The 25,161-nt window shown below is 48.3% G+C and carries 43 protein-coding genes, 2 tRNA genes and 1 pseudogene; 44 read left to right on the top strand and 2 right to left on the bottom strand.

Features of this window, described 5'->3' with window-relative positions; all coding sequences use genetic code 11:
* Positions 1-156 precede the first annotated feature (156 nt).
* Both N5910_RS02320 and N5910_RS02325 read right to left on the bottom strand, forming a co-directional pair.
* Positions 157-939, bottom strand: a complete 783-nt coding sequence (locus N5910_RS02320) for a biotin--[acetyl-CoA-carboxylase] ligase (RefSeq protein ID WP_074359709.1) — start codon at positions 937-939, stop codon at positions 157-159.
* A 4-nt stretch (positions 940-943) separates the two neighbouring features.
* Positions 944-2,419, bottom strand: coding sequence for an acetyl-CoA carboxylase biotin carboxylase subunit (locus N5910_RS02325; RefSeq protein WP_261599722.1), 1,476 nt, complete (start codon positions 2,417-2,419; stop codon positions 944-946).
* 159 nt (positions 2,420-2,578) lie between these two features.
* Here N5910_RS02325 and N5910_RS02330 point away from each other — a divergent pair, with 159 nt between their 5' ends.
* The 44 genes and pseudogenes from N5910_RS02330 (at position 2,579) to N5910_RS02545 (ending at position 25,135) form a co-directional block, all read left to right on the top strand.
* Positions 2,579-3,214 carry an METTL5 family protein gene (locus tag N5910_RS02330; protein WP_074358562.1) on the top strand — a complete coding sequence of 212 codons (636 nt, stop codon included), beginning with the start codon at positions 2,579-2,581 and terminating at the stop codon, positions 3,212-3,214.
* Positions 3,215-3,589: 375 nt separating this feature from the next.
* The gene (locus N5910_RS02335; protein ID WP_261599723.1) at positions 3,590-4,411 is read left to right on the top strand and encodes a putative RNA uridine N3 methyltransferase; all 822 of its coding nucleotides are present in this window, start codon (positions 3,590-3,592) and stop codon (positions 4,409-4,411) included.
* 4 nt (positions 4,412-4,415) lie between these two features.
* The gene (gene rpl3p, locus N5910_RS02340; protein WP_074358564.1) at positions 4,416-5,429 is read left to right on the top strand and encodes a 50S ribosomal protein L3; all 1,014 of its coding nucleotides are present in this window, start codon (positions 4,416-4,418) and stop codon (positions 5,427-5,429) included.
* Between the two features lie 12 nt (positions 5,430-5,441).
* Complete coding sequence (gene rpl4p / locus N5910_RS02345; protein WP_074358565.1) at positions 5,442-6,206, top strand: 50S ribosomal protein L4; 765 nt, start codon at positions 5,442-5,444, stop codon at positions 6,204-6,206.
* A 23-nt stretch (positions 6,207-6,229) separates the two neighbouring features.
* Positions 6,230-6,490: a 50S ribosomal protein L23 gene (locus N5910_RS02350; RefSeq protein WP_191216390.1), complete on the top strand. Its 261-nt coding sequence runs from the start codon at positions 6,230-6,232 to the stop codon at positions 6,488-6,490.
* Between the two features lie 22 nt (positions 6,491-6,512).
* A complete protein-coding gene (locus N5910_RS02355) occupies positions 6,513-7,238 on the top strand; it encodes a 50S ribosomal protein L2 (RefSeq protein ID WP_074358567.1) in 726 nt (241 codons plus the stop codon).
* A 15-nt stretch (positions 7,239-7,253) separates the two neighbouring features.
* Positions 7,254-7,664 carry a 30S ribosomal protein S19 gene (gene rpsS, locus N5910_RS02360; RefSeq protein WP_074358568.1) on the top strand — a complete coding sequence of 137 codons (411 nt, stop codon included), beginning with the start codon at positions 7,254-7,256 and terminating at the stop codon, positions 7,662-7,664.
* A 12-nt stretch (positions 7,665-7,676) separates the two neighbouring features.
* Complete coding sequence (rplV, locus tag N5910_RS02365; protein ID WP_074358569.1) at positions 7,677-8,138, top strand: 50S ribosomal protein L22; 462 nt, start codon at positions 7,677-7,679, stop codon at positions 8,136-8,138.
* A 3-nt stretch (positions 8,139-8,141) separates the two neighbouring features.
* Positions 8,142-8,942 (top strand): 30S ribosomal protein S3, encoded by an 801-nt coding sequence (locus tag N5910_RS02370; RefSeq protein ID WP_261599724.1) that lies wholly within the window; start codon positions 8,142-8,144, stop codon positions 8,940-8,942.
* 45 nt (positions 8,943-8,987) lie between these two features.
* Positions 8,988-9,182 (top strand): 50S ribosomal protein L29, encoded by a 195-nt coding sequence (gene rpmC, locus N5910_RS02375; protein ID WP_074358571.1) that lies wholly within the window; start codon positions 8,988-8,990, stop codon positions 9,180-9,182.
* A gap of 12 nt (positions 9,183-9,194) precedes the next feature.
* Positions 9,195-9,500, top strand: coding sequence for a stress response translation initiation inhibitor YciH (yciH, locus tag N5910_RS02380; RefSeq protein ID WP_074358572.1), 306 nt, complete (start codon positions 9,195-9,197; stop codon positions 9,498-9,500).
* Positions 9,501-9,510: 10 nt separating this feature from the next.
* The gene (gene rnp1, locus N5910_RS02385; RefSeq protein WP_074358573.1) at positions 9,511-9,792 is read left to right on the top strand and encodes a ribonuclease P protein component 1; all 282 of its coding nucleotides are present in this window, start codon (positions 9,511-9,513) and stop codon (positions 9,790-9,792) included.
* A gap of 10 nt (positions 9,793-9,802) precedes the next feature.
* Positions 9,803-10,123, top strand: a complete 321-nt coding sequence (locus N5910_RS02390) for a 30S ribosomal protein S17 (RefSeq protein ID WP_074358574.1) — start codon at positions 9,803-9,805, stop codon at positions 10,121-10,123.
* A gap of 1 nt (position 10,124) precedes the next feature.
* On the top strand, positions 10,125-10,523 hold the full coding sequence (locus N5910_RS02395; RefSeq protein ID WP_191216391.1) for a 50S ribosomal protein L14: 399 nt from the start codon (positions 10,125-10,127) through the stop codon (positions 10,521-10,523).
* A gap of 10 nt (positions 10,524-10,533) precedes the next feature.
* Positions 10,534-10,887, top strand: a complete 354-nt coding sequence (rplX, locus tag N5910_RS02400) for a 50S ribosomal protein L24 (RefSeq protein ID WP_074358576.1) — start codon at positions 10,534-10,536, stop codon at positions 10,885-10,887.
* Positions 10,888-10,890: 3 nt separating this feature from the next.
* The gene (locus N5910_RS02405) at positions 10,891-11,619 is read left to right on the top strand and encodes a 30S ribosomal protein S4e (RefSeq protein ID WP_074358577.1); all 729 of its coding nucleotides are present in this window, start codon (positions 10,891-10,893) and stop codon (positions 11,617-11,619) included.
* Positions 11,620-12,126 (top strand): 50S ribosomal protein L5, encoded by a 507-nt coding sequence (locus tag N5910_RS02410; RefSeq protein WP_074358578.1) that lies wholly within the window; start codon positions 11,620-11,622, stop codon positions 12,124-12,126.
* Positions 12,127-12,128: 2 nt separating this feature from the next.
* Entirely contained in the window at positions 12,129-12,281 is a 153-nt protein-coding gene (locus N5910_RS02415) for a 30S ribosomal protein S14 (protein ID WP_010875659.1), read from the top strand.
* Between the two features lie 15 nt (positions 12,282-12,296).
* Positions 12,297-12,689 carry a 30S ribosomal protein S8 gene (locus N5910_RS02420; RefSeq protein ID WP_074358579.1) on the top strand — a complete coding sequence of 131 codons (393 nt, stop codon included), beginning with the start codon at positions 12,297-12,299 and terminating at the stop codon, positions 12,687-12,689.
* A gap of 9 nt (positions 12,690-12,698) precedes the next feature.
* Positions 12,699-13,232 (top strand): 50S ribosomal protein L6, encoded by a 534-nt coding sequence (locus tag N5910_RS02425; protein WP_074359710.1) that lies wholly within the window; start codon positions 12,699-12,701, stop codon positions 13,230-13,232.
* A gap of 13 nt (positions 13,233-13,245) precedes the next feature.
* Entirely contained in the window at positions 13,246-13,572 is a 327-nt protein-coding gene (locus N5910_RS02430; RefSeq protein WP_074358580.1) for a 50S ribosomal protein L32e, read from the top strand.
* Between the two features lie 101 nt (positions 13,573-13,673).
* Complete coding sequence (locus N5910_RS02435) at positions 13,674-14,120, top strand: 50S ribosomal protein L19e (RefSeq protein ID WP_074358581.1); 447 nt, start codon at positions 13,674-13,676, stop codon at positions 14,118-14,120.
* A gap of 11 nt (positions 14,121-14,131) precedes the next feature.
* A complete protein-coding gene (locus tag N5910_RS02440; RefSeq protein ID WP_074358582.1) occupies positions 14,132-14,710 on the top strand; it encodes a 50S ribosomal protein L18 in 579 nt (192 codons plus the stop codon).
* A 2-nt stretch (positions 14,711-14,712) separates the two neighbouring features.
* Positions 14,713-15,357: a 30S ribosomal protein S5 gene (rpsE, locus tag N5910_RS02445; protein ID WP_191216392.1), complete on the top strand. Its 645-nt coding sequence runs from the start codon at positions 14,713-14,715 to the stop codon at positions 15,355-15,357.
* Positions 15,358-15,369: 12 nt separating this feature from the next.
* Positions 15,370-15,828 carry a 50S ribosomal protein L30 gene (rpmD, locus tag N5910_RS02450; protein ID WP_074358583.1) on the top strand — a complete coding sequence of 153 codons (459 nt, stop codon included), beginning with the start codon at positions 15,370-15,372 and terminating at the stop codon, positions 15,826-15,828.
* Positions 15,829-15,844: 16 nt separating this feature from the next.
* Positions 15,845-16,285 carry an uL15m family ribosomal protein gene (locus N5910_RS02455; RefSeq protein WP_074358584.1) on the top strand — a complete coding sequence of 147 codons (441 nt, stop codon included), beginning with the start codon at positions 15,845-15,847 and terminating at the stop codon, positions 16,283-16,285.
* A gap of 18 nt (positions 16,286-16,303) precedes the next feature.
* Positions 16,304-17,674, top strand: a complete 1,371-nt coding sequence (gene secY / locus N5910_RS02460) for a preprotein translocase subunit SecY (protein WP_084531149.1) — start codon at positions 16,304-16,306, stop codon at positions 17,672-17,674.
* 31 nt (positions 17,675-17,705) lie between these two features.
* Positions 17,706-18,263: an adenylate kinase gene (locus tag N5910_RS02465; RefSeq protein ID WP_074358586.1), complete on the top strand. Its 558-nt coding sequence runs from the start codon at positions 17,706-17,708 to the stop codon at positions 18,261-18,263.
* A gap of 21 nt (positions 18,264-18,284) precedes the next feature.
* On the top strand, positions 18,285-18,848 hold the full coding sequence (locus tag N5910_RS02470) for an EMC3/TMCO1 family protein (RefSeq protein WP_074358587.1): 564 nt from the start codon (positions 18,285-18,287) through the stop codon (positions 18,846-18,848).
* A 20-nt stretch (positions 18,849-18,868) separates the two neighbouring features.
* Positions 18,869-19,135 (top strand): 50S ribosomal protein L34e, encoded by a 267-nt coding sequence (locus tag N5910_RS02475; RefSeq protein ID WP_074358588.1) that lies wholly within the window; start codon positions 18,869-18,871, stop codon positions 19,133-19,135.
* Entirely contained in the window at positions 19,135-19,653 is a 519-nt protein-coding gene (gene cmk / locus N5910_RS02480) for a (d)CMP kinase (RefSeq protein ID WP_074358589.1), read from the top strand. Before N5910_RS02475 ends, cmk begins: the two co-directional genes overlap by 1 nt.
* On the top strand, positions 19,653-19,880 hold the full coding sequence (locus N5910_RS02485) for a 50S ribosomal protein L14e (protein WP_074358590.1): 228 nt from the start codon (positions 19,653-19,655) through the stop codon (positions 19,878-19,880). The genes cmk and N5910_RS02485 overlap by 1 nt, the downstream gene beginning before the upstream one ends.
* Before the next feature lie 30 nt (positions 19,881-19,910).
* Positions 19,911-20,869 (top strand): annotated as a pseudogene (locus tag N5910_RS02490) (RNA-guided pseudouridylation complex pseudouridine synthase subunit Cbf5).
* A 91-nt stretch (positions 20,870-20,960) separates the two neighbouring features.
* Positions 20,961-21,045 (top strand) — tRNA-Ser (locus N5910_RS02495).
* A gap of 99 nt (positions 21,046-21,144) precedes the next feature.
* Positions 21,145-21,594, top strand: a complete 450-nt coding sequence (locus N5910_RS02500; protein ID WP_191216395.1) for a 30S ribosomal protein S13 — start codon at positions 21,145-21,147, stop codon at positions 21,592-21,594.
* Positions 21,595-21,610: 16 nt separating this feature from the next.
* On the top strand, positions 21,611-22,126 hold the full coding sequence (locus N5910_RS02505; RefSeq protein ID WP_074358592.1) for a 30S ribosomal protein S4: 516 nt from the start codon (positions 21,611-21,613) through the stop codon (positions 22,124-22,126).
* Between the two features lie 17 nt (positions 22,127-22,143).
* On the top strand, positions 22,144-22,536 hold the full coding sequence (locus N5910_RS02510; RefSeq protein WP_074358593.1) for a 30S ribosomal protein S11: 393 nt from the start codon (positions 22,144-22,146) through the stop codon (positions 22,534-22,536).
* A 1-nt stretch (position 22,537) separates the two neighbouring features.
* A complete protein-coding gene (locus tag N5910_RS02515; RefSeq protein ID WP_074358594.1) occupies positions 22,538-23,332 on the top strand; it encodes a DNA-directed RNA polymerase subunit D in 795 nt (264 codons plus the stop codon).
* 3 nt (positions 23,333-23,335) lie between these two features.
* Positions 23,336-23,701, top strand: a complete 366-nt coding sequence (locus N5910_RS02520) for a 50S ribosomal protein L18e (protein WP_074358595.1) — start codon at positions 23,336-23,338, stop codon at positions 23,699-23,701.
* Between the two features lie 11 nt (positions 23,702-23,712).
* On the top strand, positions 23,713-24,135 hold the full coding sequence (locus N5910_RS02525) for a 50S ribosomal protein L13 (RefSeq protein WP_074358596.1): 423 nt from the start codon (positions 23,713-23,715) through the stop codon (positions 24,133-24,135).
* Positions 24,136-24,153: 18 nt separating this feature from the next.
* Positions 24,154-24,555, top strand: a complete 402-nt coding sequence (locus N5910_RS02530) for a 30S ribosomal protein S9 (protein WP_074358597.1) — start codon at positions 24,154-24,156, stop codon at positions 24,553-24,555.
* A gap of 58 nt (positions 24,556-24,613) precedes the next feature.
* Positions 24,614-24,781 (top strand): DNA-directed RNA polymerase subunit N, encoded by a 168-nt coding sequence (locus N5910_RS02535; protein WP_074358598.1) that lies wholly within the window; start codon positions 24,614-24,616, stop codon positions 24,779-24,781.
* Positions 24,782-24,905 (top strand) — tRNA-Pro (locus N5910_RS02540). It begins immediately after the preceding gene.
* Between the two features lie 50 nt (positions 24,906-24,955).
* Positions 24,956-25,135 carry a DNA-directed RNA polymerase subunit K gene (locus N5910_RS02545; protein ID WP_074358599.1) on the top strand — a complete coding sequence of 60 codons (180 nt, stop codon included), beginning with the start codon at positions 24,956-24,958 and terminating at the stop codon, positions 25,133-25,135.
* Positions 25,136-25,161 lie beyond the last annotated feature (26 nt).

Genomic DNA, 25,161 nt, shown 5'->3' on the forward strand with positions numbered 1-25,161 from the left:
TCCTCAAAATTTCGTTTTAACTGATTAAATGCCTAATTTAGAATTAGATTTTATTAAGGCGTGCTGCAAGATTCCGGAGGTATTTATTAGGCTGTAATTTACTTAATTAGATTTAATGGGCAGCTCTGCCTCTTAAAAAATAGAAGTAATTGTTTATCAGTGGTGTATGCACTCCCCTGATATTATCTTCCTCAGGGTACCATCATCGAGTTCAAGGATAAGGGCCCCCTCACTGTTTATACCAACAGCCTCACCATATACAATCTCACCGAGCTGTTTTCTTATTTCAACTCTACTGCCGATGGTTTTGGACAGTTTCCTCCATTCGGATAGAATCTCATCAATTTCACCATCTTTAAATGAGTTATAGACATCCTCAAAGTTTTCAAGGAACTTTTCTATCAATGCACCGGATTCTATGTCCCTTTTGAGCTCATTTTTAAGTGAAGTCGCCCCTTCCCTGAGGTCATCAGGGAATGCCTTCACATCCACATTGGTATCTATACCGATGCCCACAACAACATATTCCAGGGTGTTGAAACGGACATGGGCCTCTGTAAGTATTCCGCAGACCTTTTTGTCCCCTATAAGGATGTCATTGGGCCATTTTATACCAACTTCAAGGCCACATTCATCCTGCAGGGTCCTTGCAACTGCAACTCCGGTTACAAGGGTGAGGAGGAGGGCCCTTGATGGATGTACCTCAGGCCTCAGGATGATTGACATCCAGATACCGCCCTCTGGTGATATCCAGGGTTTCCCCCTCCTGCCACGACCACGGGACTGGGTCTTTGCAATTACAACCGTGCCCTCAGAGGCACCCTCCTCAGCCAGGCGCTTCGCCACGTTGTTTGTGGAGTCAACCTCATCAAAGCATTCAATTCTATGACCTATGTAACTCGTTTTTGCCTTAACGCTGCATGGATCATAATCTCCCATAACATCACCCCCTCCGGGCATGCATGTATGTTCCTATGGCTGCGGATATGGCAGCCACCTTCTTTGATGGCAGGAATGTTGACTGGAGGCGTTCAACCATCTCCTGATCCTCCTTAACGATTTTTTCCATCTCAGCGTCTATTCCTCTCCGGTGCTCATCGACGAAGTGGGTGTGGAGTTCCCCCCTTCTGAAGGCTTCATTCCTCATTATCGCCTTATGGAATGGTATGGTTGTCTTAACCCCCAGGATTATGTACTCGCTGAGGGCCCTTTTCATCCTGTTTATTGCCTCATCACGGGTCATGCCCCAGACTATGAGTTTTGATATCATGGAGTCATAGAATGGGGGTATCTCATAGTTCATGTAAACCCCACTGTCAACCCTGACACCTATACCCCCGGGGGACCTGTAACCCGTGATCTTACCAGGATTCGGGGCGAAGTCTGCAAGGGGGTTCTCTGCGTTTATCCTGCATTCAATGGCATGGCCCCTTATACTCACATCCTCCTGTGAGAACTCCAGCTCCTCACCGGCAGCAACCTTTATCTGTTCCTTAACAAGATCAACACCGGTTATCACCTCGGTTATGGGGTGCTCCACCTGTATCCTTGTGTTCATCTCCAGGAAATAGAAGTCCCCCTTTGAGTAGAGGAACTCAACGGTTCCAGCATTCTCATACCCGATGTATTCAGCTGCCCTGACAGCTGCTGAACCCATCCTCTCCCTCAGTTCAGGGGTCATGATGGGTGATGGTGCCTCCTCTATGAGTTTCTGGTGCCTCCTCTGTATTGAGCACTCCCTGTCCGCCAGGTGTATAACTTTACCTGATTCATCTGCCATTACCTGGAATTCGATGTGCCTTGGTTTTTCAAGGTACTTTTCTATGTAGATGGTGGGGTCTCCGAAGGCGGATTCAGCAACTGATCTTGTGGACTTAAAGGCCCTTACAAGTTCGTCCTCCTCATAGACGGCCCTCATACCTATACCCCCTCCACCGGCAGAGGCCTTTATGATGACCGGGTAGCCGATGGAATCAGCTATCCTGGCAGCATCGTCGGGGCTGTCAACACCCTTCTCTGTCCCGGGGATCACCGGAACCCCGGCCTTTTCCATGAGCTTCTTTGAGGTTATCTTATCACCCATAGCCTCTATAACTGAACTCCTTGGCCCTATGAGTTTGATGCCATGTTTTTCACATTCCTCACCCAGGGAGGGGTTCTCTGCAAGGAAACCGTAACCGGGGTGTATTGCCTCTGCACCGCTTTTTTCAGCAACCTCAATGATCCTGTCCACACGGAGGTAACTCTGGGAGGGGGCGGGTTTTCCTATTTCATAGGCCTCATCAGCATATCTGGTGAAGAGGGCGTTCTTATCTGCCTCTGAGTAGACCGCCACACTCTTGACTCCCAGCTCTCTGCATGCACGCATAACTCTTATCGCTATCTCACCACGGTTTGCAACAAGGATTTTACTGAACATGTGACCGCATCCTGTAGTTGGATATCATACAAGTATATATGGAGCTACCTCTTTTTAACTGTAAAGCCAGTTATTATATTATATATACGGGGGTTCTATGCCTGGAGGGGGTTGATCTGCTTTGTTGTATGATATGGTCTTATTGGAGATGGTGACTGTATGATAAAGAGGAAAAGACACCTTGAGATGCTTCTTGAAAAAATCCCCCCACATCCTGGACCCGATCCTGAACTTGAACAGTACCTGACTCCAGCCCCCATCGCCGCTGAGGTTCTGTGGTCGGCAAGGAGCATGGGGGATATTGAGAAGAGGCGCCTGATTGACCTTGGCTGCGGTACAGGGATGCTGGGGATCGGAGCGGCCCTTCTGGGTGCAGAACATGTTTACTGTGTTGATATTGATGAGGAGGCCCTGAAAGTGGCCCGGGCAATGGCAGATGATCTTGGACTTGAGAACATGACCTTCATCGCTGCGGACATCCGGTCTATGGGCCAGGACATTCCGGGCATTGAACCGGCAGATACCGTAATTCAGAACCCTCCCTTCGGTTCCCAGGAGAGGGCTGAGAGGGGTGCTGACAGGGTCTTCATGGAGACTGCGCTGTCCCTTGGCAGGGTGATATACTCATTTCACATGGCAGGGGCAGAGGACTTTGTATGCCGATACTATGAGAAGCTTGGAGGCAGGGTCACCCACAGGATGCCCCTCAGGTTCCCGATACCGAGGACCTACAGCTTCCACAGGGAGGAAGTTTCCACTGTTAATGTGGTTGTTCTCAGGATTGAGAGTATATGATTTCATAAGATATTAGATCATCATGGGGGCTTCCCTCTTATTTGGACCATATCATCGTATATGATTCCATAACTCCTAGAAAATGTGGATAAACCATATCATCCTATATGATTCCATAACTCCCTCTTTACACACCATGAACCCTCTACGGTCACGGATGGTTCCCTGCCGTGGAGATGTCTGCTCCCTTCCATCCGCATGTGACATGATAACGGAAACTTTAAATACCCCCACCGTACAATTTTTAGTACCTATTGCAAATTTGCGGTGAATCCGCTCGCATTGTATACAGGAGTATATGATGTGGTCTGTGGCTTTACTTGCCCAGTCTGCATTATGAAAATATTTATAAAAGATCGGGACAAAGATTAATAAATGAATGAATTAGATTTGTCCATATTCATCCCGGATTCACTGACAGCGGAAACAAAGGATCTTAAACTTAAGACCTACAAGGTGGGTCTTATTGCAAGGGCCGCTTCAATATTCGGGGTTAAGCGCATTGTGATCTATCGCGATGGTGCAGATGGAGAGGCAAGGTTTATTAGGGATATCCTATCTTATATGGATACACCTCAATACCTTCGAAGGAAGGTTTTCCCGATAATGAAGGAGTTGAAACATGTGGGGATACTCCCACCTCTGAGAACTCCTCATCACCCAACTGGAAAGCCGGTTACGGGAGAGTACAGACAGGGTCTCACAGTTAAAAGGGTAAAAAAAGGAACTCTTGTGGATATCGGCGCAGATAAACTTGCACTGTGCAGAGAAAAACTCAGCGTAAACAGGGTAATGAGTTTCCGGATCACCAGGATGGGTAAGGAAATACAGATAGAGCCAGATGAACCAGAGGACACCTACTGGGGATATGAGGTACTGGATACCCGCAGGGATATCGCAAAAAGCCTTAAAACAGTAGACGCGGATGTTGTGATCGCAACATCCAGGTATGCTTCGCCCATTACTTCTATTCTTAATGAAGTAAAGTCAAAGATGGATGGGGCGCGGAAAGTGACCATCCTGTTTGGCGGTCCTTACAGGGGATTACCAGAGGTCAGGGCAGACATAAATGTCAACACCATTCCAGGACAGTGCACGGAGACTGTAAGGACTGAAGAGGCCGTTATGGCTACTCTTTCAATATTTAACATGCTAACTCAGATTGATGAACCCATAGGAAATGATGTAAGGAGGTAAAGTTATGGCTAGACATCATCAACCAAGAAAAGGATCAGTTGCATTCAGTCCAAGAAAAAGGGCGGCAAGGGAAACCCCTAGGGTCAAGTCATGGCCCAGTGTGGATGAGCCGGGATTGCTTGCCCTGGCAGGCTACAAGGCAGGGATGACCCATGTCATGATGATTGACAACAGAAAGAATTCCCCCACAGAGGGAATGGAAGTCTCCACACCTGTAACCATCCTTGAGGTACCGCCACTTACCGTCATGGCTGTAAGGGCCTATGAAAAGACAAGCAGAGGACTTAAAACCCTCGGGGAAGTCCTTGCAAAGAGTACCAAGGATGATCTCAGGAGGAAACTCACCCCGCCTGCAGAGGACTATGACCAGGAAGCTGCAATTGAGAAGATAAGGTCAAACATGGAACACGTGGCAGACGTAAGGGTTATAGTTCACACAAACCCCAGGCTTGCAAGCGTGCCTAAAAAGAAACCCGAAGTATTCGAATGCGGTCTCGGAGGAAAGACACCTGAAGAGAAATTTGAATACGCCCTCGAAGTCCTTGGAAAGGACATCAGGGCATCAGAGATATTCACAGAGGGAGCCTTTGTTGATGCAATAGCAGTCACAAAGGGTAAAGGATTCCAGGGCCCTGTTAAGAGATGGGGTATAAGGATACAGTACGGTAAGGCTGCAAGGAGCAGTAAGGGAAGACACATAGGTTCATTGAGTCCATGGACACCATCAAGGACAATGTGGACCGTCCCCCAGGCCGGTCAGATGGGTTACCACAGAAGGACAGAGTACAACAAACAGATACTCAAGATAGGAGATGCTGAAGAAGCAGACCATGTAAACCCGAAGGGAGGCTTTGTAAGGTACGGTCTTGTGAAGAACGATTATATTATGGTTAAGGGGTCAGTACCGGGCCCGACCAAGAGGCTTGTGGTACTCAGGAAGGCAATAAGGGCTGCCGGTAAACAGGAGGAGGCACCCCAGATCAACTACATCAGCACAGCATCAAAACAAGGAGTATAAGAGTGGTTTAAAATGAAGATCAAGGTTTATTCCCTGGAAGGTGAAGCCATAGACGAAATGGAACTTCCTGAAATATTCAATGAAGAGTTCAGACCAGACGTGATAAAGAGGGCTGTTATCTCGGCACAGACAGCAAGGGTACAGCCCTGGGGACCTGACCCGATGGCAGGTAAAAGGACTTCAGCAAAGTCCTACGGTGCCGGACGCGGTGTTGCCATGGTTCCACGTATAAAGAACGGTTCAAGGGCAGCGTTCGTCCCGCAGGCCGTTGGAGGTAGAAGGGCCCATCCACCAAGACCACAGAAGAACTACCATGAAAGGATAAACAGGAAGGAAAGGAGACTGGCCATAAGATCAGCAATAGCCGCAACAGCACGAAGGGACCTTGTTGAGGCAAGGGGTCACAGGATAGAGAACCTGCCCCAGGTCCCCCTGGTGGTTAACGATGAACTCTCAAAGATTAAAAGGACAGCTGATACAAGGGAAGTCTTCAGGAAGCTGGGCATCATGGATGACATAGTAAAGGCAAAGGAAGGTAAAAAGATCCGCGCAGGTAAGGGAAAGATGAGGGGAAGGAAATACAGGTCACCAAAAGGACCCCTCATAGTGGTCGGTGAGGATAGGGGTATAGCACTCGGTGCAAGAAACCACCCCGGCGTCGATGTTGTAACGGTTGAAAACCTCAATGCAGAACTCCTTGCCCCCGGAACCCACCCTGGAAGGCTCACCATCTTTACAAGATCAGCGATAGAAAAACTTGAGGGACTGTTCCAGTAAAAAATTAGATTACGGGTGTAAATATGGATCCATATGCTGTTATTGTAAAACCACATGTCACAGAAAAGAGCATGAACCTTATAGATCAGAACAATGAACTGGCATTCGTGGTTATGAGGAAAAGCACAAAGAAGGACATAAGAAGGGCCTTTGAGGAACTCTTCGCGGTTAAGGTTGAGAGGGTTAACACACAGGTAACCCCCAAGGGCCATAAACTCGCCTACATAAAACTGGCAAAGGAACACAGTGCAGAGGACATAGCCGTTAAACTGGGAGTATTCTAAAAACTATCTGGAGGATATTTGAATGGGAAAAAGATTAATATCACAGAGGAGAGGAAGGGGGACTCCTACTTACAGAAGCGCATCCCACCGTTTCAAGGGGAAAATAAAATACAGGGCCTACGACTCCCTTGAGAGTGAGGGAAGCCTTAAGGGGAGTGTTGTTGACATAATGCACGACCCGGGCCGAACAGCCCCTGTAGCCCTTGTTAAATTTGAGAATGGTGAGAAGAACCTTATACTTGCCCCTGAAGGACTTGTACTCAAGGATGAAGTTGAATGCGGTGCCGGGGCAAAGGTAAAACCCGGGAACTCACTTCCACTCAGCCAGATCCCTGAGGGGACACCCATATACAATATTGAGAACAGGCCAGGGGACGGAGGAAAACTTGTGAGGTCCTCAGGTACATATGCTTCTCTAATCACCCATGATGCTGACAAGGCAGTGATTGAACTCCCATCAGGTGAACTCAAGGCACTGAACCCCCAGTGCAGGGCCACCGTTGGTGTTGTTGCTGGAGGAGGACGAAGGGAGAAACCATTCCTGAAGGCCGGTAAGAAGTACCATGCCCTCAGGGCAAAGGGTAAGAAGTCTGTCAGGGTCAGGGGTGTTGCAATGAACGCAGTCGACCATCCTCATGGTGGTGGAAACAGACAGCACCCAGGAAGGCCAACAACTGTTTCAAGGCATGCTCCTCCAGGAAGAAAGGTTGGTTCAATAGCTGCCAGAAGAACAGGGAAAAGGAGATAAATAGGAGGTGACCTATTGGCACGTAAAGAATTCAGGTATCGTGGCTACACCCTGGAAGAACTGCAGGAGATGCCACTTGACGATGTTATAAAATTGTTCCCATCAAGGCAGAGAAGGTCCCTTAAAAGGGGATTCCTGCCAAGGCAGAAGAAGGTACTCGAGAAGATAAGGAAAATAAAGAAGGAAGGAAAAACCGAGGGAAGACCCCCTGTAATCAGGACACACTGCAGGGACATGATAGTGTTGCCTGAAATGGTTGGCATGACCTTTGGAATCCACAACGGCAATGAATTCGTTGAGGTCACAATCCAGCCTGAAATGATCGGCTGTTACTTCGGTGAATTCGCACCCACAAGGAAGAAGGTTGAGCACGGAGATCCCGGTATGGGAGCTACCAGATCATCAATGTTCGTGCCTCTTAAATAAGGAGACTAGACAATGGCTAAGGTTAAATACGCTTATAAAGATGAAGATAAGTCCAGAACAGCCAGGGCGTCAGCAACTCAGCTTAAAATTTCACCAAAGCACGCAGTGGAGATCTGCAGGGAGATCAGAGGAATGGAAGTGGAGAAGGCAAGGAAGTACCTTGAAGAGGTCATCAACATGGAGCGACCGGTGGCATTCAAGAGATACAACCGGAAGGTGGGCCACAGGAGGGGCCTTACAGGATGGGCCAGCGGCCGCTACCCTGTAAAGGCAGCGACCCATATACTGAAGGTCCTGGAAAATGCCGAGGCAAATGCAGAGTACAAGGGACTTGACACAGAGAAGCTAAGGATAATCCACATATCCAGCCACAGAGGACCTGTGATAAGGGGCTGGATACCGAGGGCCTTTGGAAGAGCAACACCATTCAACACACCAACAACACACGTTCAGATAGTTCTGGGGGAGGCGTAGATTTTGATAGAAAAGGATTTTGTCGTCGAGGGTCTCAGAAGAACAAGGATAGATGAATTCCTGGAAAAGGAGCTTGAAAGGGCCGGCTACGGTGGCATGGACGTCCAGGTCACACCCATGGGTACCATGGTCGTGGTCTACGCTGAAAGGCCTGGTATGGTCATAGGTCGTGGAGGTAAGACAGTGAGGACCATAACCCAGAAACTCAAAAACAAGTTCGACCTCGAAAACCCCCAGGTTGAGGTCAAGGAGGTTGATGTCCCTGAACTCAACCCCAAGATAATGGCCCACAAGATAGCAGCCATGCTCCAGAGGGGAATGCACTTCAGGAGGGTTGCCTACACCACAATGAGGAGGATAATGGCCGCAGGCGCCCAGGGAGTTGAAGTGACCATTTCAGGTAAGATAAGGGGCGCCCGTTCAGCAACAGCAAAGTTCACTGATGGATACATAAAGAAATGCGGTGAACCATCAACAAAGCATGTAAGGGAAGGATTCGCCACTGTGCAGCTTAAACCAGGAGTTCTTGGAGTATACGTACGCATAATGCCTCCAGATGTTGTTCTTCCAGACAAGGTGGACATAGAAGCCCCAAAGGTTCAGGAAGCTCCTTCAGAGGAACCTGTGGATGAGATCCAGGACCTTGAAGAGGTCTATGAGCTTGAGGATATCGAGGAACTTGAAGAGCTTGAGGACATTGAGGAACTTGAAGAGCTTGAGGACATTGAGGAACTTGAAGAGGAACTTGAGGCCGAAGAGGAAGCAGAGACACAGGACGAAGATGGTGAAGAATCTGAAAAATAATATATATCTGCAGATTCATATCAATGATAATAGAAAGGGATTGAAATGGCAATACTTAGGAGCGAAGAGATAAGGGAAATGGAAAGGGAGGAAATCCAGAAGAAACTGGATGAACTCAAAGCAGAATACGCCCGATACATTTCCAAGAGCGCCGCCGCCGGTGTTCATGAGAACCCCGGCAAGATGAGGGAAATCCGAAGAACAATAGCCCGTGTTCTCACCATCATGAATGAAAAATAGAAGGAGAAATAAATGAAAATCTGCGATGTATGCGGTCTTCCGGAAGAACTTTGCGTATGCGAGGAAATAGCACGCGAAGTTCAGACACTGAAGGTTTACACAGTAAGACGAAGATTCGGTAAATTGATGACCATCATCGAGGGCATCGACGAACACGATATAGACATAAGGGAACTTACAAAGATACTCAAGGCAAAATGTGCCTGTGGCGGCACCGCCAAGAAGGGCCAGATAGAACTTCAGGGGGACCATAAGAAGAAGGTCAAGGAAGTTCTTGCTGAAATGGGCTTTTCATCAGATACAATCGAGATAAGGTAGGGGGTCCCCTTTGATAACCCCCCGGAATATTTTCAGACATGAACTTATTGGCCTTTCTGTTACGGTAGCTAGAAGTGTTCACAGGGACATTCAGGGGATATCTGGAAGAGTCGTGGATGAAACCAGGAATACCCTTAGAATTGAGATGGGGGATGGCAGGGAAATAACGGTTCCAAAGAAAATAGCCATCTTCCATTTCATAACACCGCAGGGTGAAGTGGTTGAAATTGATGGTAGAGCTCTGGTGGCTCGTCCTGAGGAGAGAATAAAGAAGAAATTTAGAAAACCATAGTGGTGATATGATGGTTGGCATTGATGTTCCAGAACCTAAATCTAAATGTAGTGATCCTAACTGTCCTTTCCATGGGGACCTCCCTCTGAGGGGTCAGATACTGGAAGGAACTGTAGTCAGTGACAAGGCAGAAAGGACAGTTACGGTTGAAAGGAGTTTCTACAAATTTATACGCAAATATGAGAGATACGAAAAGAGAAAATCCAAGATTAAAGCCCACAAACCTGACTGTATAGAGGTTAACCTGGGGGACACAGTAAAGATTGCTGAGTGCAGACCCCTGAGCAAGACAAAGAACTTTGTGGTTGTTGAGGTTAAGGGGGAAGACTGAAATGAAGGCAATTACATCCAAGGTTACCCGTGCATTACCTGTAGGCGCCAGACTTCAGTGCGTTGACAACACCGGTGCAAGGGAAGTTGAGATAATATCTGTCAGGGGATACAAGGGTGTCCGCAGAAGACTGGCAGCAGCCGGTGTAGGTGACATGGTTGTGGTCTCTGTAAAGAAGGGAACGGTTGACATGAGGAGAGAAGTCCTCAACGCTGTTGTCGTAAGACAGAAAAAGGAATACAGGAGACCTGATGGTTTAAGGGTGAAATTCGAGGACAACGCTGCAGTTATAGTGAGCCCTGAGGGTGTCCTTAAGGGTTCAGAGATAAGGGGTCCTGTTGCAAAGGAGGCAGCAGACAGGTGGCCCAGTGTGGGAAGCGCAGCCAGCATAATAGTGTAAGGGTGATATAATGTCAAAACAGCCCAGAAAACAGAGGAAATATATTTATGAAGCACCGTTACATGCTCGCCGCAAGATGATGAGCGCTAACCTCAGCAGGGAACTGAGGGAAGAATACGGTAGAAGGTCCCTGCCACTGAGGAAGGGGGACAAGGTTGAAGTCCTCCGCGGCGACTTCAAGGGACACGAAGGCAAAGTGGAAAAGGTGGATCTCAAGAGATACAGGGTTTATGTTGAGGGAGCAACAATCCAGAAGGTTGACGGGACATCAGTTTACTTTCCGATACACCCCTCAAACCTGAGGATAGTGGATCTTAACCTTGATGATGAAAAGAGGATTCAAATCTTAGAACGGAAGGGATAAAAAATGGCAATAATGGCATCACGAAAACATCTTAAACGTTTCAAAGCACCAAGTCACTGGCCCATTCATCCCAAGGAGTACAAATGGACGGTTAAACCATCACCCGGGCCCCACGCCATTGAAAGCTCACTGCCCCTCCTTGTGATTGTAAGGGATATTCTTGGAATTGCAGACAATGCCAGGGAAGCAAGGAAGATCATAAACAGCGGTGAGATCCTGGTGGATGGAAGGCCAAGGAAGAACTACAAGTTCCCGGTCGGGTTCATGGACGTTGTGACCATACCTAAAACAGGTGGAATGTACAGGGTCCTGCCTGATGAGAGGGGAAGGCTGGTTCTCCATGAGATCGACGAGGAGAAGGCTTCCTTTAAACTGTGCAAGATAATCAACAAGACAACCCTCAAGGGTGGTAGGACACAGCTGAACATGCACGACGGTCGAAACTGCCTTTCAGAGAATGAATTCAGGGTTGGAGATGTTGTTAAACTATCCATACCTGACCAGGAGATCCTTGAAAGGATACCCTTCGAGAAGGGCAGCCTAGGACTTGTTACAGGCGGTAGGCACACAGGTGAGATCGGCAGGATCAAGAAGATAAACATAACAAGGTCATCCATGCCAAATACCACCGTTATTGAGACAGCTGATAAGAAGACATTCCTAACACTCAAGGATTACGTCTTTGTCATCGGAAGGGATGAATCAGTGATTTCACTTCCAGGAGGGAAATAGATGAACCCGATGGAGGAAGTAAGGATATTCAAGGTCACCCTCAACATAGGTGTAGGTGAAGGGGGTGAAAGGCTTGCAAGGGCTGAGAGACTCCTCGAGGAGATGACAGGCCAGAAACCCGTGAGGACACACTCAAAGGTCACAAACCCCGAGTTCGGTATAAGGAAGAAACAGCCCATTGCATGTAAGGTCACTCTCCGTGGTGAAAAGGCCGAAAGGATACTTAAAATGTTCCTTGAAGGAATAGGGAACAAGTTAAAGGCCAGACAGTTTGATGAGTACGGTAATGTTTCAATGGGAATTGATGAACACATTGACATACCTGGGATGAAGTACGACCCGGAAATAGGGATATTCGGTATGAACCTCTCTGTGACATTTGAAAAACCAGGTCACAGGATAAAGAGGAGACGAATACAGCGCAGGAAGGTTCCTGAAAAGCACAGGGTCAGCCGTGAAGAGGCAATGGAATTCATGAAGAACAGATTCCAGGTTAAAATAGTTTGAAGGTGATTGTATTGCCAAGGAAATATGGAAAGGCATCAAGGAAATGCTCAAGATGCGGGGACCACTCTGCCCTGGTCAGAAGATACGGGTTAATGCTGTGCAGGCAGTGCTTCAGGGAACTTGCCCCGAAGATCGGATTTAAAAAGTATAACTAATCAGAGGTGTTTACCGTGACTCTTATGGATCCTCTTGCAAACGCCCTGACAAACATAAGGAACAATGAGATAAGGGGTAACGTCAGGTGCAGGATAACCCCTGCCTCAAAGCTGATAGGGCGTGTGTTAAGGACAATGCAGAAGGAAGGCTACATCGGGGAATTCGAATACGTTGATGATGGCAGAGCAGGGAAATTCATCGTTGAACTGGAAGGAAACATAAACCAGTGCGGAGTTATAAAGCCCAGGCACGCTGTTAAAAAGGACGAATTTGAGAAATTTGAAAAAAGGTACTTGCCAGCCAAGAACTTCGGTATAATAATAGTATCAACCCCTGAGGGTATAATGACCCACAAGGAAGCAAAGGACAGGGGCATCGGCGGCAGACTGCTGGCATACGTCTACTAGGTGATAAACATGGTTCTAGCAGCTCTAATTCGGGAGGAAATCCCTATCCCTGAGGATGTAGACGTCACCATTGATGGTGAAGTCCGTGTTAAGGGACCCATGGGTGAACTTTCCCGAAAATTCAACCATTCAGAGATTTCAATGTCAATGGAAGACGATAAGATTGTCCTTGAAGTTAACTTCCCAAAGAAGAAGGACAAGGCAATGGTGGGAACGGTGAAGGCCCACATAAACAACATGATAAAGGGTGTTACCGAGGGCTTCACCTACCGTATGAAGATAGTCTACGCCCACTTCCCGATGAGCGTGAAGGTGGCAGGGGATAGTGTTGTAATAGAAAACTTCCTTGGTGAGCGCCACCCAAGAAGGGCCAGGATAGTTGGAGATACAAAGGTCCAGGTCAAGGGAGATGAGGTTGAAGTAAGCGGCATCAACAAGGAAGACGTTGGTCAGACAATGGCAAACATCGAACAGGCCACAAGGATTAAGGGAAGGGACCCAAGGGTATTCCAGGACGGCATATACCTTGTGAGCAAGGAATAGGGATGGTGATTCAATGAAGAAAAAATTTAAAAGACAGGAATACGCCCGATACAAAAAACTAGGGGAAAAATGGAGGAGGCCCAGGGGAAGAACAAGCAAAATGAGGAGATACGAAAAGGGAAAACCAGCAATGCCTGCAATAGGCTACAGAAAACCCCGGGCAGGCAGGGGTCTCCATCCATCAGGGTATGAGGATGTCCTGATATCCAGCCTCAGCGAACTTGAGGCACTGGAACCTGAGAAACAGGCAGCGAGGATAGCCTCAACAGTAGGGGCCAGAAAAAAGACCCTGATGCTTGAAAAGGCAAGGGAACTCGGCATCAATGTACTCAACCCATAATCTGGTCAAAGGGTTCACAGACCAGGCTAAAAAAATTTAAGGGGAAACCTGAATTTTTTCAGGTTTATCAGCAAAATGCTGAATACAAGGAGGTTTCTTGAATGAATCTTACTACTCAGAAAAGATTAGCTGCAGACATACTCAAAGTAGGGGTTAACAGGATATGGATAGACCCTGAAAGGATCGATGAGGTTTCAGGGGCCATAACAAGGGATGGTGTCAAGCAGCTAATAAAAGACGGAGCTATAAGGGCTAAACTAAAAAAGGGTATAAGCAGTTACAGATCCAAGAAGATAGCCCAGCAGAAAAAGAAAGGTAGAAGAAAAGGACCGGGCAGCATAAAGGGTGCCAAGGGCGCAAGAAGGCCTAAAAAAGAGGAATGGATGACAACCATAAGGGCCCTGAGGAAGGACCTCAAGGAGATGAGGGACAACCGTGAAATAAACAGGAGCACCTACCGTAAACTCTACAAGATGGCGAAGGGTGGAGCATTTAAGAGCAAATCTTACATGAAAACCTACGCCCGGGACCATGACATGCTGAGGTAGGAGGGATTTGATTGGCACATGGACCAAGATATAAGATGGCATTCAGAAGACGAAGGGAAGGTAAAACTGATTACCGGGCCCGTTACAAGATGATAGAAACAGGCAAGCCCAGGCTTGTTGTCAGGATAACCACATATCATGTCATTGCACAGATCATCAATGTTGGTATGGAGGGCGATGAAACACTTGTTTCAGCCCACTCAAAGCAGCTCCAGAAGATGGGATGGAAGGGAGCAACAGCCAACACAGCAGCAGCATACCTCACAGGATACCTGTGCGGTAAAAGAGCCCTGAAGGCAGGCATAACAGAGGCTGTGCTTGACATAGGCATGAGACCTGCCATAAGGGGTTCAAAGGTATTCGCTGCACTCAAGGGAGCTGTTGACGCAGGACTCAACGTGCCGCATGGAGAGGCAATACTTCCTGACGAATCCAGGATCAGGGGCGAACACATAAAGGAATACGCGGAATCCCTTGATGATGAAGAGATGCAGAAGAGGTTTTCAAGGTACCTTGAGAGGGGTCTTTCCCCTGTGGACCTTCCAGAACACTTTGATGAAATCAAAAAAAGGATAGATGAAGAGGTATGATTATGAACTTCAACATGGAGGAATGGGAGCCAAGGACCAACCTGGGACGCCTTGTCAAGGAGGGTGTCATAACGAGCATCGATGAGATCTTTGAAGAGGGACACCCTATAATGGAACTCGAAATAATTGACGCCCTGCTTCCTGACCTTGAAGAGGAAGTGATTGATGTTAACCTTGTCCAGAGGATGCACAAATCAGGAAGGAAGGTTAACTTCAGGGTCATAGTTGCAGTGGGTAACAAGGACGGATACGTTGGACTTGGCCAGGGTAAGGCAAGAGAGGTCGGACCTGCAATCAGAAAGGCAGTTGACGATGCAAAATTCAATATAATAAAGGTAAGGAGGGGCTGCGGTGACTGGGGCTGTGTCTGCGGAAGGGAACACACGGTACCCTTCAAGGTCTCAGGTAAGAGCGGAAGCGTCCGCGTAACCCTCATACCGGCACCCGGTGGTGTTGGACTGGCCATCGGTGACGTGGGCAAAACCATAATGAGGCTTGCAGGCATAGACGATGTATGGTCACACACCCGTGGACAGACACAGACAACGGTTAACTTTGCCAGGGCAACCTTCGACGCCCTTAAACAGCTGAGTAAAGTAAAGGCAAGCGAAAAGGACCTTAAAAACCTTGGTGTTTGCAGTACCTGAAGGTGATGGCAGATGTTCGCAGTAGTAAGGGTAAGGGGATCAGCAGGCGTCCGAAGGGACATAGCTGATACCATGGAAATGTTAAGGCTCAACAGGATCAACCACGCCGTCTTGGTTGAGGAAACACCCAGCTACCTTGGCATGCTCCAGAAGGCCAAGGACTACATAACATGGGGTGAAATCGACCAGGAAACCCTCAAGGCAATGATAATGAAAAGGGGAAGAATCATCGGCGGAGATAAAATAACCGACGACTACATAAAGGAAAAGACAGACTACGATTCCGTGGAGGAATTCGCGGAAGCAGTCTTCCAGGGCGATGTTAAACTGGAAGACGCAGGTATAAAGCCTGTATTCAGACTGCACCCCCCAAGGAAGGGTTATGAAGCAATAAAGAAGGCCTTCAATGAGGGTGGAAGTCTGGGTTACCGTGGTGAAGAGATAAACAACCTTTTAAAAAGGATGATCTAATCCGGAGGAATTACCGATGATCAGAAAAAGACGAAAGATCACAAGGATGAGGGGTTCACGAACCGTTGGCGGAGGATGCTCCAAGAAGAGAAGGGGAGCAGGTCACCGCGGTGGTAGAGGACAGGCGGGCGGACACAAGCACCACTGGTCCTGGATAGTCAAGTACGACCCCAAACACTTTGGAAAATACGGGTTCAAGAAGCCTCAGAAACTCATAAAGAGACCTGAAACAGTGAACCTTGCTTACCTTGATGAGAAGATACCTGAACTCCTTGAAAGTGGCGTTGCAGTTGAAGAAAACGGCATGATCGTCATAGACGTTACAGAGCTCGGCTTTGAAAAGATCCTTGGAAGCGGCAGGCTCACAAGACCTGTGCATGTGAAGGCATACGAGTTCTCAGAGAGTGCTGCTGAGAAGATAGAGGAAGCCGGAGGAATGGCTGAAATCATAGAATAACTCTGATTCAGGCAGGGAGTGAAGCAGTTGAAGGAAAAATTTGACCCCATATTCTCATTAATACCACAGGTCAAGTCACCGGGCTACAGGGTTCCCTTCAGGGAGAAACTCAAATGGACAGGAGTAATACTCATCCTCTACTTCTTCCTGGCCCAGATACCACTCTACGGGCTGAGCCCAGGGGCTGTTGACCAGTTCGCCCAGCTGAGGGCGGTGCTTGCAGGGAACTTCGGTTCAATACTGACCCTTGGTATAGGACCCATCGTTTCAGCATCCATTATCCTCCAGCTCCTGGTTGGTGGTAATATCCTTAAACTGGATCTTTCGAAACATGAGGATAAGGCCTTTTTCCAGGGACTGCAGAAACTCCTTGCCATTGTCTTCACCTTCTTCGAGGCACTGATCTTTGTGGTGACGGGTTCACTTGCACCGGCAGCCCCTGCATTCACCTGGATCCTGATACTACAGCTCACCATTGGAGGAATACTCATAATATTCCTTGATGAGGTGGTGTCCAAGTGGGGCTTCGGTAGTGGTGTGGGACTCTTCATCGCAGCGGGGGTGTCTCAGGAGATCATAGTCGGTGCCTTCAACCCGCTTTCTTCACCGGTTCAGCCAGGAGTGCCTGCAGGTAGGATACCTGGTTTGATATATCTTCTGACAACAGGACAGGCCCCTGACCTCCAGTACTATGTGCTCCCTGTGGTTGCACTTATTGCAGTCTTCCTTGTGGTTGTCTATGCAGAGAGTATGCGCGTCGAGATACCCATCACTATGGGAGGGGGTAAGAGGCTCACAAGGGGTGCTGTTGGTAAGTACCCCCTGAGGTTCGTGTATGCAAGTAACATGCCGGTTATCCTCACAAGCGCCCTGCTACTCAACGTCCAGTTAATGGCGAACGTATTCCAGAAACTGGGGTACCCCATACTGGGAACCGTGGTTAATGGGCAGCCAGTAAATGGCCTCGCATACCTGCTTACGGCACCAAGGTCCTTCGATGCAATAATCCTCGACCCCTTCAGGGTTATATTCTATGCTGTCGTGTTCATAGGGCTCTGCGTATTGTTCGCATGGCTCTGGGTTGAGATAAGTAATATAGGATCCAAGGATGTTGCAAAACAGCTCTACCAGATGGGTATGCAGATACCTGGCTTCAGGAGCAGCAGGGGACACTTTGAAAGGATACTCAAACGTTACATACCTGCAATAACCATCCTTGGAGGGGCCTTCGTGGGGCTTCTTGCATTTGTGGCTGATCTCACAGGTGCCCTGGGTGGAGGAACAGGGGTACTTCTAACCGTGGGTATAGTTTACAGGCTCTATGAGGAGATAGCCCAGGAACAGCTCATGGACATGCATCCAGTACTTAGAAGCTTCCTGGGCGACTGATAAGTGAATAATGATTAATGGGAGTGGTACCATGAAGGTTGTTGTAGTTGCAGGCATACCGGGTTCAGGAAGCACAACGGTCCTCGAAAACACACTTGAAGAACTGGATTACATCAGCGTGAATTACGGGGACGTGATGCTGGAGATAGTCATTGAGAAGGGGCTTGTTGAACACAGGGATGAGATCAGGACACTCTCCCCCGACATCCAGAAGGATATACAGAGGGCTGCTGCGAAAAGTATAAGAGAAAGGTCACGGGAAAATAATATAATCGTTGACACACACTGCACAATAAAGACACCTGCTGGTTTTCTACCAGGGCTTCCGGTATGGGTTCTTGAGGAACTGGAACCGGACATGTTCATACTTATAGAGGCGGATGCAGAGGAAATCTTCACAAGGAGAATAAGTGATAAAACAAGGAACAGGGACATGGAGTCCCTTCAGGAGATAGACCTCCATCAGCAGATGAACAGGGCCGCTGCAATGGCCTATGCAACCCTCACCGGGGCGACCGTAAAGATAGTTAAGAATCATAACAACCAGCTTGAGTCTGCAGTTGGTGAGATGAAAAGTGTTCTGATGTAACAGATCTACGAGGAAGCTAAGATGGTACTCGAGGTTGTATATGGGGCGCTGAACGCTGTATTCGGACCCTTCATCGCAATGGACCCGAACCCCCAGAACCCCATATTCACGGTTTTCCTGATATCCACCATTGTGGCCTTTGTCATAACACTGGCCAACAAACTCCTGGTGGATCAGGAGAGACTGGAATCCCTGAAGGCTGAGATGCAGGAATTCCAGCAGGAAATGATGGAGGCAAGGAAGAAGAATGACGTCCAGGCGCTGGAGGAGATCCAGAAGAAACAGATGGAGTTTATGGATAAGCAGCGCGAAATGATGACAATGTCATTCAAACCCATGATCGTCACCTTCCTTCCCATAATCCTTGTCTTCTACTGGATGGGGCAGGAGCCCCATATAGTGAATACCCTGGTGATACTGCCCCAGGTGGCATACTATGTGCTCCTTGTCCCACTGTGGCACATGTTCTATGGCATGCCACCAAACGCACCGGCTTATGCCATCGGCTGGCTGGGATGGTACATATTATGCTCCTTTGCAATGTCCCAGATCTTCAGAAAATTCATGGGACTTAAAGGAATGTAAATCCTAAGGAGAGATTAAAAATGCCAGAATTAAGATACAGATCCAGATCATATAAGAGAATCTTCAAGAAAACCCCTGGAGGAAGAACGGTTATCCATTACCGAAGGAAAAAACCATCAAAGCATGTCTGTGCCGGATGTGGAAAACCACTACATGGTGTTCCCAGGGGAAGACCCTACGAGATAAGGAAACTCGCCAAATCCAAGAAGAGACCCAACAGGCCATACGGCGGGTACTACTGTTCAAGCTGCGCCCGCAAAGTCTTCAAGAGAGAGGCAAGGTCCTGATGATCATAACCATCGGTGGTCTGGCAGGCACCGGTACAACAACCGTTGCCAGGATACTTTCTGAGAGGCTTGGAATTCCATGCGTTTCTGCGGGGGACGTGTTCAGGCAGATGGCTGCTGAGAAGAACATGGACCTCCTGGAATTCAGTAAACTAGCCGAGGAAAACCCTGAAATCGATATTGAAATAGATCGCAGGCAGGCCAGACTTGCAGATGAAAATGAGGACCTCATCCTTGAGGGAAGGCTCTCGGCACACTTCACCAGGGCGGACCTCAAGGTTCTTCTGATAGCCCCCTTTGATGTCAGGGCGCAGCGTATAAGTGTAAGGGAATCCAAGGACATTGAAACAGTGAAGGAAGAGATCCGCATACGTGAGGAGAGTGAAGCCCAGAGGTACCTGGAGATTCATGGAATCGATGTGGATGACCTTGACGTGTATGACATTGTAATAAACACCAGCCATTTTGACGCTGATAGGGTGGCTGAGATCATAATAAAAGTTACTGAGGTGATTTAATGGCAGCAATAGAAGTAGGAAGAGTATGTATAAAAACCGCAGGAAGAGAAGCCGGTGAAAAATGTGTGATACTCGACATCATCGACAAAAACTTTGTTGAAGTGGTGGGAGTCAACGTTAAAAACAGAAGGTGCAACATAAACCACCTTGAACCCACCGAAAAGAAGATTGAAATCAAATCAGAGGATGTTGAGGAGATAAAGAAGGAACTGGAATCCCTTGAATAAACCCACCTCTTATTTTTGCAGGTATCTTTCATGGCAAACTTCATCGAGTTAAGGGAGTCTCGGACAGACCCCGACTATGGATGTCCTCCCTATGAAAGGGATATCCAGACACACATATCACATGGTGTCATTAACCTTGACAAACCCGCAGGCCCCACATCCCACCAGGTGGATTCATGGGTGCGGGACATTCTCAATGCAGAGAAGGTTGGCCACGGAGGCACCCTTGACCCCGGGGTTACGGGTGTCCTACCCCTGGGTATAGGCAGGGCAACAAGGGTCATGCAGCTCCTCCTCGAGGCCCCCAAGGAATATGTTTGCCTTATGAGACTGCACAGGAAGGTGGATGAGGACAGAGTACGTGAAGTGTTCGGGGAGTTCCAGGGAAAAATATTCCAGATACCACCCCTCAAATCCGCTGTTAAAAGGGAGCTCCGTGTCAGGACGGTCTACAGTGCAGACATCCTGGAGATGGATGGTCAGGATGTGCTCTTCAGGATTGCATGCGAGGCAGGGACCTATGTACGTAAGTACTGCCATGATATAGGCGAGGCCTGGGTGTGGGCGCCCATATGGCGGAACTTCGACGTACACGGGTCGGACCCTTCACCGAGGAGGGGATTGTAACACTCCATGACCTCAAGGACGCCTACCAGTTCTGGGTGGAGGATGGAGACGAGAGCTTCCTGAGGGAATGTATACTGCCCATGGAGGTGGCTGCAGGTCACCTGCCAAGGGTGGTTATCCTTGACTCTGCGGTCGACGCCATCTGCCACGGCGCAGACCTTGCCCGAGGAGGCGTAGCAGGCCTTGATGACAGCATAGTTAAGGGGGGTACAGTTGCGGTACTGACCCTCAAGGGGGAGCTGGTGGCTGTTGGAGAGTCAACAATGTCCTCCCTGGACATCATCGCGGCGGAGAAGGGCATCGTCGTTGAAACCCGGAGAGTCTTCATGAAACCAGGCACCTATCCCCGTATGTGGAGATAGCCCTGGTATCGATGCAGACATCCCCTTGAAACATGCCATCAGCAATACTTAAATAGCTGTCAGATTACACACTTAACTGAATACATCATATGCCGGGATAGCCTAGCCAGGTAAGGCGCAAGACTGGAAATCTTGTGGAGCTCTGCTCCTCCTGGGTTCAAATCCCAGTCCCGGCGTCGGTTGAAGCAACTGAGGTTGCACCTACGACTCTTATGAAATGTTATGAATTCGCAGAACCCCCGTCCCGCGAATTCACTCTTACTGGAGGTTAATGAATGGAAGAAGAATTCAAGCATATGGTTCGTATTGCCAGGAAGGACATAGATGGTAATAAGACCATGGAAAATGCCCTTACAAGTGTAAAGGGTGTTGGTAAGGCTCTTTCAAGGGCAATAATCATGTCAGCAGGATACGATCTTAACCAGAGAATAGGTTACCTTTCCGATGAGGAAATAGAAAGACTTGAAGAGGCTATAAAGAACCCTGCAAAGTACAACATCCCCTCATGGATTGTTAACAGGCGTAACGATTATGAGACCGGTGAGGACAAGCACCTCATAGAGTCAGACCTTGACATGTGCCTCAGAGAGGACCTTAACAGGATGAGGAAAACAAGGAGCTACAAGGGAAGAAGGCACGAACTGGGCCTGCCTGTCAGGGGACAGAGGACAAAATCCACATTCAGGAAGGGTTCATCTGTCGGTGTAAGAAGGAAGAAGAGATAGATAAGGAGAGATTAAGATGGGACATCCACGTAAAGCAAGAAAAAAATATGATACTCCACCTCACCCATGGAACGCTGAAAGGATAAAGGAAGAAAACAGGCTTGTATCAAAGTACGGCCTTAAAAACAAGAAGGAAGTCTGGAAGGCAGAGACGATGGTGAGGAGATACAGGAGGGACGCAAGGTACCTCCTTGGTCTATCAGGCGAACACACAAAGACAGAAAGGGAGCAGCTCCTCGGCCACCTTGTAAGGGCAGGGATACTCAATGAGGGAGCCAAACTCGAAGACGTCCTGGACCTCACCGTTGAGGATGTGCTCAGAAGGAGACTCCAGACCATCGTCCACAAGAGGGGCCTTGCAAGGACCGTGAATGAGGCAAGGCAGCTGGTTGTCCATGGCCACATAACCCTGAACGGAAAAAAACTTGACGCCCCAGGCTACCTTGTTAAAAGGGGAGAAGAGGATAAGATAGGATTCTACCCCTCATCCCCAATGAAAAAACAGATGGAAGCAGCCCAGGACGCTGAATAAATTCAGGGAGAGATAAAATGGCTGAAAAGGAAAAATGGGGAATAGCAAACATTTACTCATCATTCAACAACACCATAATCACCATAACAGATATAACCGGTGCAGAGACCATCACACAGTGGTCAGGTGGTAAGGTTGTCAGGGCCGACCGTCAGGAATCATCACCCTTCGCTGCAATGGAAGCCGCCACAAGGGCAGCTGATGATGCAAAGGAGGAGGGCATAGTTGGCCTACACATCAAGGTCAGGGCACCAGGCGGAAACGGTCCAAGGACACCCGGACCCGGTGCACAAGCAGCTATAAGGGCCCTTGCAAGGGCTGGAATGAGGATAGGTAAAATTGAGGATGTAACTCCCATACCTCACGATGGAACAGGAAGACCTGGAGGTAAGAGGGGAAGAAGGGTCTAAAATGGATATCGCTGTTAAGGAAAAAACTGACACCGAAATGGTCTTTGTGGTAACCGGCGTCACAGTTCCATTCATAAATGCCATAAGAAGGACCTGCATGATGGAGGTCCCAAAGCTGGCAATTGAATACGTGAACATGTACAAAAACGACGCCAAAATGTTCGACGAGGTACTTGCCCACAGGCTTGGACTCGTACCCCTCGCTGCCGAACAGGAACTCATGGACACTCTTAACATGCCTGAGGAATGTGAGTGTGAGGAGTACTGCCCGGAGTGCAGCGTCTCCCTGACCCTCAAAAAGGAGGGGCCCGGTGTGGTCTACTCAGGGGACCTCTCACCGGAGACACCATCGGTCAAACCCGCCTTCAAGGACATACCCCTCGTGAAACTTGGAGATGAAGATGAGGTTGAACTTGAGGCAATCGCACAGCTTGGAACAGGAAGGGAACATGCAAAATGGGAACCAACAACTGCATGCGCATACAAGTACTACCCCAGGATAGTTTTCAGGGAGAACTGTGACGAATGCCTTGAATGTGTCGATGCATGTCCAAGGGGAGTTCTTGGAGAGGAAGATGGTAAACCAGCGGTCCTTGACACTGAGAACTGTTCAATGTGTAAGAGCTGTCTGAGGGCGTGCGATAAAGGGGCAGTAGATGTGGGATACGAGGAAGGTAAGTTCATATTCAGGATAGAGACCGACGGATCAGTTGACCCCAGGGATGTTCTCTTAAAGGCATGCGATATCCTAAGGGAAAAGGCAGAGAATATTATAGCATTTTGTGAAGGAGGCTAACTTATGGTAAGGCAGATTACCAAAACAAATCCCAATCTTCTAAAACTCATACGTAATCTCAGGAAAAAGTCGTCCCAGGAAGGCGCAGCCATATGGAAGGACGTTGCCAGAAGGCTTGAGAGGCCTACACGCAGAAGGGCTGCAGTCAACCTGTCAAAGATAAACAGGCACTCAGATGAAAATGAAACAGTACTTGTACCTGGAAAGGTTCTTGGCAGCGGAAGCCTTGACCACAGTGTCCAGGTCGTTGCCCTGTCATTTTCAAAGGCAGCCAGGGATAAAATAGAAAGGGCCGGTGGAGAGTGCCTGACCCTCGGAAGCGTAGTTGAGGAAAACCAGGCCATAAAGAACATAAAGATAATAGAATAAGGGTGTTGCTCATGATTATCAATGGAGAAGGACATATCCTTGGAAGACTGGCAAGCGTGGTCAGCCAGAAACTCCTCGAGGGAGAGGAAGTGGTTGTCTTAAACGCAGAGAAGATCATAATAACCGGTTCAAAGGAATGGGCATACAGGAAGTACAAACAGAGGATCGACAGGGCAAGCATATCCAACCCCCGAAGGATGGGGCCCAAGTACCCCCGACGACCGGATGACATATTCAGGAGAACGGTAAGGGGAATGCTACCCTACAGGAAAACAAAGGGGAGAGAAGCCTTCAAGGGTCTGAAGGCATACGTCGGTGTACCCAGGGAATTCCAGGATGAAGAACTTGCAGAGATACCTGATGCAAAGGCAGGTAACGTTAAGAAGGGAATGGAACTCGGAGAGATCTCAAAGCTCCTGGGCGCAAAATTCTAGACATTAGGAAGTGTAATCATGAAAAAGGTTATTCATACAAGTGGTAAGAGGAAAACCGCCATTGCAAGGGGGACCATCAGGGAAGGTAAAGGTAGGGTAAGGATCAACAAGGTCCCTGTGGAACTCTACACACCTGAACTTGCAAGGCTCAAGATCATGGAGCCACTCAAACTTGCAGGCGAAGCTGCCGGTGACGTCGACATAAACGTCAGGGTCGTTGGCGGTGGAGTTGTTGGTCAGGCAGAGGCTGCAAGGATGGTCATCGCCAAGGGCCTTGTCGAGTGGACAGGTGACATGGACCTCAAGGAAAGGTTCGTACAGTATGACAGGACAATGCTTGTAGGGGATCCAAGGCGTTCAGAACCCAAAAAGTACGGTGGCCGGGGAGCCCGTGCAAGGAGACAGAAGAGTTACAGGTAAACCCATCGATAACTTTATATATTTTTTATTTACAAACTAAAGAGTAGAATGATTCAGTATGATTCCAGTAAGATGTTTAAGCTGCGGAAAACCTGTATCAGCCTATTTCAATGAGTATCAGGAGAGAGTGGCTGATGGCGAAGACCCTGGAAAGGTCCTTGATGACCTGGGTCTTAAGAGGTACTGTTGCAGGAGAATGTTAATTTCACACGTTGAGACATGGTAGGGGACCGTAGGGTAGCTTGGTCCATCCTCCCAGCCATTGAAGAAGTTTCCATGGCTCTTCAACTGGAACGGGGATGGTCAGCACCGGAACGCTGGAGACCCGAGTTCAAATCTCGGCGGTCCCATCAAACTTTTAATCCAGGAACAATTTATTGTTTTTCCTTGGAGGCAGAATATGGCGTCAAAAAAACTTACACGTTTTGAAAGGGCAAGGCTGATAGGTGCCAGGGCACTTCAGATATCAATGGGTGCAAGGCCCCTCGTTGATATTGAGGAGTCACTGGACCCTGTTGACATAGCCCGGAAGGAACTTGAAAAGAAGGTTATACCACTGGACGTTAGAAGAGATAAATAAACTCTAATAAACCACTATTTTTCAGG

Origin of the sequence: Methanothermobacter wolfeii (assembly GCF_025397995.1) — an archaeon.
Taxonomy (GTDB): domain Archaea; phylum Methanobacteriota; class Methanobacteria; order Methanobacteriales; family Methanothermobacteraceae; genus Methanothermobacter; species Methanothermobacter wolfei.